Here is a 10,013-nt window from a genome sequence, read left to right on the forward strand (position 1 = left end):
ATGCCCACCTCTGTCCGTCTGTTGCCGCTCGCGTTGCTCGTCCTCGCCGCCTGTTCGTCTGGAGGAGGCGAGACACCAGACGCGGGGACTCCCGTGGTGGAGGACCTGTGCAATTCGCGCGAGGAGGCGCTGACGCGGCCCGAGTGCGAGCTCAAGCCGGGCGAGCCGCTGGAGCGCTTCCTGGCGCTGGACAGCGAGCCGCGCGCCGGTGACCAGGACTGGTACCGCGTCGTCCTGCCGCCCGGCACGAACGCCCGCACGCTGCTGAACGTCAACGGGACGTACCTGGCGTCCAGCACCGCGGTGAATCTGTCCGTCACCATCCTGGGGCCGCTGCCGGACGGGAAGGAGGGCTCGCTGGCGAGGAAAGAGGACAAGCATGCCCAGGGCGCGCCCCGTCCGGTGGACATCGTGTTGCCGCTGCGCGACGGGCTGGAGAACCAGACGCTGCTGGTGCTGGTGCAGGACGCGCCGGACGTGCCTTCGCGGCCCAACTTCGACGCGCGCAACAAGTACCGGTTGACGGTGCGCATCGACCAGAACCCGGACGCGCAGGAGCCCAACGACACGTCGGAGACGGCCACGCCGCTGGTCCTAACGCAGTCGGGGGAGATGCTGATGGGCGCCTCCACCGGCTACCTGGCCACGGACAACGACGTGGACCACTATGCCTTCGACCTGGCGGCGGAGAAGATTGCCTACGTGCACGTCACCGCGCCCAACCTGGACGCCGTGCCCAACTGGCGCCTGTCCTACGAGCTGTGGCGCCCGGGCTTCACGGAGAAGGAGGACGAAGGCGTGGTGCTGCCCCAGGTGCGCGGCGGCGAACTGGCCACCGCGCGCAAAGTCAAGGTGGAGCACGCGGGGCGGTGGACGCTGGTGGTGAAGGGCTATCGCGGCATCAACGACCGGGACACCGCGCAGGGCGACCTCACGCAGCCCTACGAGGTGGAGGTGCGCGTCCTGGAGGAAGAGGACCCGCAGGACCAGATAGCGCCGGGCAAGCCAGACAATGACGGGGCGCAGACGGCCACCGCGCGCAACCTCGTCAGCACCACGCCCGGCGGCGCCGGCTCGTCTGTCTCCTTCACCGGCCGCCTGGGCTACATCTCTGACCGGGATTGGTACTCGGTGCGGCTGCCGGCCTCCAGCACCCCCACGCTGCTGCGCTACCGGCTGGTGCCGCTGGATACGGGTGGCCGCTTCCCCGCGATGCCGGTGACGGCCTCGCGCGTGGTGCACGTGTTCACCCTGGTCGCCACCGGGGGCCCCTTGAACGAGTCGCGGGAGCGCTGCGCCACCGACGCCGCCGTCTGCCCGCGCGACTTCTCGGAGAACCCCGACGCCCGGGGCCTGGTGGATCGCTTCTGCCGGCGCACGGATTTGCCCGCGCCCATGTGTCTTCACTCGTCTCGCGAGGAGGCCGTGGGCAACTCGCGCTTCACCGCCCTGAGCAACTTCCGGGGTGTCATCCCGGTTCCGGCGCATGACGCCGCGCTGATGTACTACTTCCTGGTGCAGGACAACGGCTCGTGGGTCGACGACAAGGACTACCGCCTGGAGGTGAGCTGGGACGCGGAGGACGCGGACGAGCTGTCTCGCTACGTCAATGGCGCGGAGGCGCCGGTGGCGCGTACGCTCGCGTCCACCACGGCCTTCCCGTCGCCGCCCGACACGGCGGAGTTCTCCGTCACGGGCCAGTTGTCGCACGGCCACGGCCGGCTGCGCAGCGGAATGGACCGCGTCAACGGGCTCGGAGTGCGTGGTCCGCTGGACTACGACGCCGTGCCTTCCGACATGGACTCGTACGTGTTCGACCTGCCCTCGGTGCCTCCGCCGGAGGACCGGACGTGGCTGCTCCAGTGGGAGGTGGCGAAGCTGGCCGACGGTGGCACGCCGCACGGCCTGGCGCTGGACCTCACCTTCTGTGACGGCGATGCGACGGACGCCGGTGTCGGCACCTGCACGCCGGTGCGCACGGGCAACCGGGGGCCGCTGACGCTGGGCTACCGCTCGGACGCGCTGCGCGCCTGGCACACGCCGTCCAACGCGGGCACCAGCAGCCTGCAGCCGCTCTACCAGTTGGAGGACCGCCCCAACTCCACCGTCGTCACCCTGGCGCCCTATGCCTGCGGCTGCCTGGAGCGGCGCTTCATCCGCGGCGGCACCCTGCGCGTGGACGTGACGGCGTCGGAGCGGCTGGACTACGAGCGGGTGAACTACACGCTGCGCACCGGCCACGGGGACTATCCGCAGAGCTACCCGGTGGACGGCGGGACGACGGTGTCGTGCCCGGTCGTCACCGACGGTGGGACGACGCCGGACGGAGATGGCGGCGTCATCCAGAACTACGCCGGGGGCTGCAACTTCACCTACCAGCCATGAGGCGGGTGGTGTCAGGGCGGGAGCGCTGGCTCCCGCCCGTCACGCGGTGGTCCGCGAGGACTTCAGGGCGCGACGCCCAGCCCGTTGAGGGTGATGACCTGCTGGGCGGCGTTGGCGGCGTTGGATTCGATGGTAATCGTGCCGTTGTATTCCACGTCATCGGTGGGCATGAACGCCACCGTCAGGTAGGCGCGGTCATACGTCTCCAACCGCAGAGGCGTGCCCGGGGTGAAGCCTTCGGGAAGCTGGAGGGTGAAGACGCTCGGCGCCGACAGGGTGATGGCGGTGATGTCCAGCGGGTCCAGGCCGCGGTTCTGGATGGCCAGCGAGTTGTAGGCCGTCTGCCCGACGTAGGTGCCGTGGTTGAACTCGCGGTTGAACGTCAGCGCCGCGCGGTCGATGAAGAGTGTGGGCGCCTGGGGAAGCTCCGTCTCGTTCCCACAGCCAGCCAGGGCGAAGAAGATGATGGGGAGCCAACGGGTACGCAGTCGCATGGACATACACGCCTCGCATGAGGGTCTGAAGATGACGCCGGTTGTAACAGTGTTTGGCCGCAAGGCCCAGGCAGCAGCGGTGCTGCTTTTTGCGTCGCTTTGGGGCGGCTGCGACGGCACGCGCGAGGACTTCATCGGCGCGCGTGTGAAGGACACCTGCGGTGCGGCCTGGCCTGTGTGCGACCGCGTGGCGGGCTGTATTCTCGGCTCGGAAAGTTATTCGGAAGGTCGCTTCCCTGGCCGGCAGCAGCTCATCGTCCAGTTGAAGGAAGCCTCCACCGTGAAGGTGAGTCTCTTCCTGGAAGACGTCACCGCGGCGGGACGTGAAACCGTGGTGCTATTCCATGAAGAGGGCTGCCGGGCGCGCATCCGCCGGGCCACGGAAGGGCGCGCGGTGCTGGACGTGATGGAGCGACAGGGCGCCTTCACCGAGGAGGCGGAACTCACCGGCGTGGGCGACCACCTCATCGAGTTCGAGTCCGACATGCAGGCGCGCTACATCATCAAGGTGGACGTGACGCCGCTGCGCAATCGCTAGCGTCAGCCCTTGAGCTTGCGCACCAGGTGGTCCGCCACGCGGAAGCTGTTGGCGCTGATGGTGAGCGTGGACGGCACGCTGCCGCCGGTGGGCATGAAGCTTCCGTCCACCACGTAGAGGTTGGGCACCTCGTGGGCGCGGCAGTCGCGGTCCAGCACGGATGTCGCCGCGTCGTCGCCGAAGCGGCAGGTGCCGTGCTGGAGGATGGACGTTTCCCCGCTGGTGGTGCCGCGCCGGACGTCATCGGGGTCCAGGCGCAGGAGGACTTCCTCGCCGCGCTCCACCAGGAAGCGCGTGGCCGCCAGGTCCATGGGGTGACGGTCCACGGTGATGGCCGCCACGGGGATTCCGTAGCGGTCCTTCACGCCGTCCTCCACGCTGACGTACGTGCCGGCGGTGGGGAGGAACTCGGCGTACACCTCGAACTGGAGGATGCGTGAGTCGCGGTACTCCCGCATCTTGTCCTTCAACGCCTTTCCGAAGAGCGCCTTCTCGCCCTTGCCCGCCAGCCCCACGGCGGCGTGGATGGGATTGGGGTGGGCCCACATGAAGCCCAGCGTGCCGCCCTTGCGGAAGCCGAATTGGGCGTCGGGCATCAGGTAGAAGTCCTGGAGGCTGCGGTTGACGAAGGGAGATGGGTCCTTCAGCCACGGCCGCGCGGCGGACTGCTTCGACAGGCGGAAGGTGGCGTGGGACTCGCCGAACGAGCTGAAGGTGAGGTTGCGCCCCACCAGTCCGTTGCCGTTGGCCAGGCCTCGCGGGAAGCGGCTGGAGGTGGAGTTGAGCAGCAGGCGCGCGCTCTCCACAGCGGTGCAGGACACGACGATGACCTTCGCGGGCTGCTCGCGCGTCACGCCGTCCGCGTCGATGTAGACGACGCTCCGCGCGCGGCCCTGCTTGTCCACCTCCACCGTGCGCGCCATGCAGCCGGGGCGCAGGTCCACGTTGCCGGTGGCGACGGCGGCGGGGATGAGGCTGGCGTTGGTGCCGCTCTTCGCGCCCGTCTCGCAGCCGTAGCTGCCGCACAGCGCGCAGTACGAGCACGGCGCTCGGCCCCGGTAGGGCTTGCTGAGGATGCCGCGCGCGGTGGGCAGCGAGTGCCAGCCCATGGCGCCGCACGCCTTGTCGATTTCCTTCGCCACCGGATGCACGTCCAGCGGCGGCAGCGGGTAGGGGCCACTGCGCGGCTCGGCGAAGGGGTGGGGGACGGACTCGCCGGACACGCCCAGCTCCGCCTCGGCCTTGTCGTAGAAGGGCGCCAGCTCCTCGTAGGAGATGGGCCAGTCCGCCACGGTGCTGCCGGGCACGGCGCCCAGCGTGGAGCGCAGCCGGAAGTCCACCGGCTTGAGCCGGTAGAAGAAGCCACTCATGTGGACGGTGCCACCACCCACGCAGTTGGCTGTCCACGCCGCGCTCGTCTTCTCGTAGCGGCCCTTCGCGCCCTGGCGCACCAAGTGCGGCTCCTCCCACGGCACCGGCATGAAGAAGTTCCGGCGGCTGTTCAGGATTTCGTCGTGGATGAAGTCCTTGGGCTGGTAGTGCGGGCCCTTCTCCAGCACCACCACCTTGAAGCCCGCGCGGCCCAGTTCCAGCGCCATGGGCGCGCCGCCCGCGCCACTGCCGATGATGCAGACGTCCACCTCGGGCAGGCTCATCGGTGGACCCCACATTCACGCAGGCACTTGGGCCCGTCGTAGCCTTCCGGCGGCGCGGAGGCGACGGTGCCCACGGTGTCGAAGCCCATCAGCCGCCAGCCCACCTTGCCCTGGTTGCCGCCGTAGGACGGGTCCCCGAGGAAGCCCTCCAGCGTCATCACCGTCAGCAGCTCGAAGAAGTGCGCCTCGCCGCTGCGGGGCGGGCTGTCCTTGAAGAGGGTGAGCAGTTCGTCCTGCTGCTCGGCCGTCAGGGCGGCGAAGCCCTTCTGGTGCATGCGCTGGGCACGGCGCTCCAGGGCCGCCACGCCGGAGAGGAAGTCCTCGCGCACCGGCTCCAGCTCGGGTGTCTGGAGGATGCGGTCGATGTAGACGGGGACGTTCGCGTCGAGGGCGCCCGGGTCTTCGTCTCGCGGGAGGATGCGTTCGGTGGCGGCGGCCACCACCGCGTATTCGAAGGAGGAGAAGGTGCGCGGGGCCTGGCCGTCCTGCTTCGCCGCCAGGGGACCGGTGTCCGCGGGGGGCGTCTTCTCTTGGGATTCGGAGGAGCGCTTGCAGGCGGGGCCGAGCAACACCACGCCTCCGCCCAGGAAGGTCAGCCGCTGGATGAGGGAGCGCCGGGACAGGCGCCCCCGGTTGGAATGCGCACGTGTCATACGGCGCGCGAGCCTAGCGCACGCCGGCTCTTCGCGCTGGCTTCATGAAACATGCTCGGTTGCTCCCTGCCGCGTGGCGCTGGCGTAGGATGCCGCCACGACGTGCAGGGCCGACAACACACGAGGAGTGGCACATGAAACGGCATGCCTGGGCTCTGGGCCTGGTGCTCGCGCTGGGGTGTGGCAAGGACAGCAACCCGACGCCCCCTGACGCGGGCGGTAACCCCGACGGCGGTCCGATCGACAACTCCCCCTTCGCGAAGGTCGTGGTGGATTCGAGCGAGGGACAGTTCGACCCGATTTCCTCCATCGCCATGGCGGTGGGCCCCAATGACCGCATCGGCATGGCGTACTTCGTCCGCAACGGGTCGATGCGGGAGAACGTGGAGAACATGGACCTGCTGTACCGCGAGTTCAACGGCGGGCAGCTCGGCGCGGCGGAGCGCATCGCCACCGTGCAGCGCGTGTACGGTGTGTCCGTGGCCTTCGGGCCGGACGGTCAGCCGGTGGTGACGTACCTGGGCGGCGACCGCGAAGATCCCTCGTCGTTCTGGTTCCAGAGCGACCTGGCGGTGTCCTATCGCAGCGCCTCCGGTGCGTGGACGGAGCGCATCGTCGTGCGGCAATCGAATGAGGCGCAGCCCGTCAATCCCTCGATGGACGTGGGCTTCCTGGTGGGGCTAAACCCCGCCATCGTCTTCAACGGGAGCGAGGCGATCGTCGCTTACCGGGATGGGCACAGCGGGCAGTTCGAGCGACAGGACTTCCAGGCCAGTGACCTGGAGATTGCCAGCGGCGGGCCCACGAACTGGCAGCGCCGGGTCGCGGTGTCTTCCGGTGACAACAAGCTGGGGTACGGTGGGCACATCTCCCTCGTGATGGCGGGGACCCAGCCGGCCCTGGTGCACGACAAGGCGCCAGAGGCAGCGCAGGCCACTGGCACGGATGTGCACTTCCAGCGGCGCAACGCGGACGGTCTCACCTGGACGCCGCTCGTGCGCGTGCAGGCCGTCCCCAACACGCAGCTCGGAGCCTCGCTAGCGCATGACCCGGTCGAGGGGTTCGGCATCGCCGTACTGAACAGGAGTTCGAACGCGCTGACGTACACGGAATGCGCTGACGCCTCCGCGACGTCCTGCACGTCCGAGCGGGACTGGTCCATGCCGGACCCCGTGTTCAACAGCGGCACGGGCGGCTGGTATCCGTCACTGGCCTTCGACCCGGTCCACCATGAGCCGTCCATCGCCTTCTACATCTGCGCCGCCGAGTCCGGCCGCAATGACACGAGCTGCAACCCGAACGACGACGCGCTGGTCATCTCCACTCGCATCCAGGGCATCTGGCGGGAGACGCTGGTGGACGCCGGCGGTGGCTGGTCGCCGAAGCTGGCGTACCTCTCCAATGGCAAGCGCGTCGTCCTGTACCGGGCGCCGGTGGTGGCGCAGGACAAGGGCGTGCTGAAGCTCGCGGTGGAGCGATGACGCGCGCGGCCCGCACGCTCGCTGCCGTGAGCTTGTCGGCCTTGATGGCCGGGGCGGGGCTGGCCGCGTGCGGCCTCGCGGACAACTCGCTGGGCGGCAGTGTGTCCGAGCTCTTCCCGCTGGAGGTGTCCCGCGTGGAGGTACTGCGCAACGCGGAGGCGTTCCAGGTCAGCTACTACCGGAACAATGATTTGGACGTGGACCTGGTCGTCCGCCTCACGGTGTCCACGGAAGGGCTGGAGTTGCGTCCCGGGACGAAGGTGAACCTCGCGGGCACCACGCCGTCGGGACAGGCGCGGGCCACGGTGGTGCACCTCAACGCGGGTGAGCCCGCGCGCGTCTTCGGGCCGGTGCACAAGGGCGACTTGCAGCTGGAGTCTGGAGGCAACCCGGGCGAACCCACGCGCGGCGACTTCTCCATGTCCTTCAGCCGGGGTGACGGCTTTGGCGCCGGCCGCAACCTGGAGGGCACCTTCTCCGTGGTGGCGCAGGACGCGACCTTCGGTCCGGAGCCGGGCCAGTTGCTCGACGGCGGCGTTCCCCCCGACGCGGGCACGCCTCCCGAATAGCGGGAGGGGCCGGAGCGCGTCGGGCAGGCTGCTGTTCGGAAATGTCGGGGGTTTTGGTGCCGCGAATGTCCCGACATTTCCAAACAGCGAGCTCCATGCCTCGTTACTGGGCCACGCAGGTGTTGCTGGCCAGGCCTTGGGACACGGAGGCCTGGGCCACGGTGTGCTGCGCGAGCGCCTGCGCGCCACCCTCTTCGTACACGCGGCGGGCCACGGCCAGCGCGTCACGGGCGTGGACCGTCAGCGTGGTGCCGGCGGCATCCGTCACCGCCACCGCGCCGTCCGTCGCCTCCTGGGCCTGGATGAGCATGGCGCCGGCGTCGTCGCGGACCACCATGCCGTCCTCGAGCGGCTCGAAGTAGCGGACCATCGTCTCCTGGCCCTCGCGCGCCAGCTCCATGCGCATGACGCCCGTCTCCACGTCACGCGACAGGCGCAACGTGTCGGTGGGGCTCAGCTTGACGATGCGGGTGGTCTCCGGCGCGCCGTCGATGCTGGCGACGGGGTTGCTGCCCGTCCAGAATTCGATGCTGTTGATGACGATGGCGTCGATGAACGCGCCCAGCCCGTAGACGGGGATGATGGTGAGTACGAGGAACATCAGCCACTGCACGAACTTGTTGCCGGAGATGTTCTTGTTGAAGTTCCAGATCTTCTGCGTGAGCTGGAACTGGCCGAAGCAGCCGGTGGCGTGCATGGACATGAAACCGGCGAACAGCATGGCGAGCCAGGGGGACGGACGCTTCATTCTTTGACGTCTCCTAAAGGGGGGAGGCTTGACTCCCAGTGCGCCGCGAACATGCCACGGCTCGTACTGCTGTCACGAGCCCCTTCCACACTCCGTCCGCTGTTTGCCAGTCCGACGCGCCAGACGCCTGCGGGTGCCTCAGTCCGTCTCGCTCTGAACGAGTCCGTACTTGTGGAGCAGCGAGTACAGGTGCTTCCGGTCCAGCTCGGCCTCGCGGGCGGCGCGGGCGATGTTGCCTTTAGCGCGGCCCAACAGCCGGGTGAGGTACTCGCGTTCGAAGGCACGGATGAGCTCGTCCTTGCAGACCTTGAAGGGGCCGGTGAACTCCACTGGCAGGGAGTCCCCGGCAGCGGCGGGGGCCTCGCGGGTGAACTCGCGCAGCAGGGTGTCCCCGGCCAGCTCGGGAATGTCCACCATGTGCCGGGCGCGCTCCAGGGCGTTGCGCAATTCGCGCACGTTGCCCGGCCAGGTGTGCCCGGTGAACTGCTCGCGAATCTTCTCCGGCAGCCGGGGCCACAGGCCTTCGCCCGCGAAGGCATCCACCAGCAGGGGGATGTCCTCCTTGCGGTCCCGGAGCGAGGGCAGGCTGACGGTGAAGACGGAGAGGCGGAAGTAGAGGTCCTCGCGGAAGCGGCCCGCCTGTGTCTCCGCCCACAAGTCTTTCTTGCTGGCGACGATGATGCGCGCGTCGAAGGAGATGGGGGAGGAGGCGCCGAGCCGGCGGAACTCCCGGTCTTCAATGGCGCGCAGCAGCTTGGGCTGAAGGTCCAGGGCGAGGTCGTCGATTTCGTCCAGGAAGAGGGTGCCGCCGTTGGCGCGCTCCAGGCAGCCGATGCGCTGGCTCACCGCGCCGGTGAAGGCGCCCTTCTCATGGCCGAACAGCTCGCTCTCGATGAGGGAGTCGGACACGCTGGCGCAGTCGAAGACGACGAGCGGCCCGCCCGCGCGGGGACTGAGCTTGTGGGTGGCCTTGGCGGCGGCGCCCTTGCCGGAGCCCGTCTCACCCACCAGCAGCACGGTGGAGTCGGTGGGCGCGATGCGCTGGAGCAGCGCGAAAATCTGCCGCATGGGCAGGCTGCGGCCCACCAGGTCGCCCAGCCGGTCCTCCAGGATGGGCTCGACCTGGACCGGGGAGACCTGGGGACTGAAGCGCAGGCGCACGTCGCCGACCTCCAGCAGGGCGCCAGGGCGGAGGAAGGCCTCACGCACCTGGGCACCGTCGAGGAAGGTGCCGTTGGTGGAGCCCAGGTCCTGCACGAGGAAGCGGTCCCCCTGGCGGCGCACCACCAGGTGGTTGCGGCTCACGGTGGGGTGGTCGATGACGACGTCATTGTCCGGGGCCTTGCCCACGCGGAGGGCTTCATTGGCCAGGGGGAAGACGGTGCCGGCGCGCTCGGTGTCCAGCAGGACGAGGTGGAAGAGCTGGGCGGAGAGCCGTTCCCCTTGAGTCCGTGCGCCAATGACGGTGTGAGAGGGGATGGGTGCGGGGG

The 10,013-nt window shown here is 69.1% G+C and carries 9 protein-coding genes; 4 read left to right on the forward strand and 5 right to left on the reverse strand.

Features of this window, described 5'->3' with window-relative positions:
• Positions 1 to 2,385: a hypothetical protein gene (locus tag F8M74_RS25320; protein WP_171410284.1), complete on the forward strand. Its 2,385-nt coding sequence runs from the start codon at positions 1 to 3 to the stop codon at positions 2,383 to 2,385.
• 62 nt (positions 2,386 to 2,447) lie between these two features.
• Here F8M74_RS25320 and F8M74_RS25325 read toward each other — a convergent pair whose 3' ends face one another.
• On the reverse strand, positions 2,448 to 2,879 hold the full coding sequence (locus tag F8M74_RS25325; protein WP_228560193.1) for a hypothetical protein: 432 nt from the start codon (positions 2,877 to 2,879) through the stop codon (positions 2,448 to 2,450).
• A gap of 31 nt (positions 2,880 to 2,910) precedes the next feature.
• Between F8M74_RS25325 and F8M74_RS25330 the strand changes: the two genes are divergently transcribed.
• Positions 2,911 to 3,417 (forward strand): hypothetical protein, encoded by a 507-nt coding sequence (locus tag F8M74_RS25330; RefSeq protein WP_228560195.1) that lies wholly within the window; start codon positions 2,911 to 2,913, stop codon positions 3,415 to 3,417.
• Positions 3,418 to 3,419: 2 nt separating this feature from the next.
• Here F8M74_RS25330 and F8M74_RS25335 read toward each other — a convergent pair whose 3' ends face one another.
• Together F8M74_RS25335 and F8M74_RS25340 are read right to left on the reverse strand one after the other, a co-directional pair.
• Entirely contained in the window at positions 3,420 to 5,072 is a 1,653-nt protein-coding gene (locus F8M74_RS25335; protein ID WP_141254603.1) for a GMC family oxidoreductase, read from the reverse strand.
• Entirely contained in the window at positions 5,069 to 5,725 is a 657-nt protein-coding gene (locus F8M74_RS25340) for a gluconate 2-dehydrogenase subunit 3 family protein (RefSeq protein WP_011551458.1), read from the reverse strand. Before F8M74_RS25340 ends, F8M74_RS25335 begins: the two co-directional genes overlap by 4 nt.
• 134 nt (positions 5,726 to 5,859) lie before the next feature.
• Between F8M74_RS25340 and F8M74_RS25345 the strand changes: the two genes are divergently transcribed.
• On the forward strand, positions 5,860 to 7,206 hold the full coding sequence (locus F8M74_RS25345; protein WP_141254602.1) for a hypothetical protein: 1,347 nt from the start codon (positions 5,860 to 5,862) through the stop codon (positions 7,204 to 7,206).
• Entirely contained in the window at positions 7,203 to 7,775 is a 573-nt protein-coding gene (locus F8M74_RS25350; protein ID WP_141254601.1) for a hypothetical protein, read from the forward strand. Before F8M74_RS25345 ends, F8M74_RS25350 begins: the two co-directional genes overlap by 4 nt.
• 103 nt (positions 7,776 to 7,878) lie before the next feature.
• Here the strand turns inward: F8M74_RS25350 and F8M74_RS25355 are convergent, their stop codons facing one another.
• Positions 7,879 to 8,523 (reverse strand): DUF3332 domain-containing protein, encoded by a 645-nt coding sequence (locus F8M74_RS25355; protein WP_141254600.1) that lies wholly within the window; start codon positions 8,521 to 8,523, stop codon positions 7,879 to 7,881.
• A gap of 138 nt (positions 8,524 to 8,661) precedes the next feature.
• The coding region (locus tag F8M74_RS25360) for a sigma 54-interacting transcriptional regulator (RefSeq protein ID WP_141254599.1) at positions 8,662 to 10,013 on the reverse strand (1,352 nt) is incomplete at its 5' end.

Source organism: Myxococcus sp. CA023 (assembly GCF_010998615.1).
Classification (GTDB): Bacteria; Myxococcota; Myxococcia; order Myxococcales; family Myxococcaceae; genus Myxococcus.

What these genes read in the sequence shown, in the direction of transcription:
- F8M74_RS25345 (WP_141254602.1), top strand. Translation starts at nt 5,860, where the DNA reads ATGAAACGGCATGCCTGGGCTCTGGGCCTGGTGCTCGCGCTGGGGTGT.
- F8M74_RS25340 (WP_011551458.1), bottom strand. Translation starts at nt 5,725, where the DNA reads ATGACACGTGCGCATTCCAACCGGGGGCGCCTGTCCCGGCGCTCCCTC.
- F8M74_RS25355 (WP_141254600.1), bottom strand. Translation starts at nt 8,523, where the DNA reads ATGAAGCGTCCGTCCCCCTGGCTCGCCATGCTGTTCGCCGGTTTCATG.
- F8M74_RS25335 (WP_141254603.1), bottom strand. Translation starts at nt 5,072, where the DNA reads ATGAGCCTGCCCGAGGTGGACGTCTGCATCATCGGCAGTGGCGCGGGC.
- F8M74_RS25320 (WP_171410284.1), top strand. Translation starts at nt 1, where the DNA reads ATGCCCACCTCTGTCCGTCTGTTGCCGCTCGCGTTGCTCGTCCTCGCC.
- F8M74_RS25325 (WP_228560193.1), bottom strand. Translation starts at nt 2,879, where the DNA reads ATGCGACTGCGTACCCGTTGGCTCCCCATCATCTTCTTCGCCCTGGCT.
- F8M74_RS25350 (WP_141254601.1), top strand. Translation starts at nt 7,203, where the DNA reads ATGACGCGCGCGGCCCGCACGCTCGCTGCCGTGAGCTTGTCGGCCTTG.
- F8M74_RS25330 (WP_228560195.1), top strand. Translation starts at nt 2,911, where the DNA reads ATGACGCCGGTTGTAACAGTGTTTGGCCGCAAGGCCCAGGCAGCAGCG.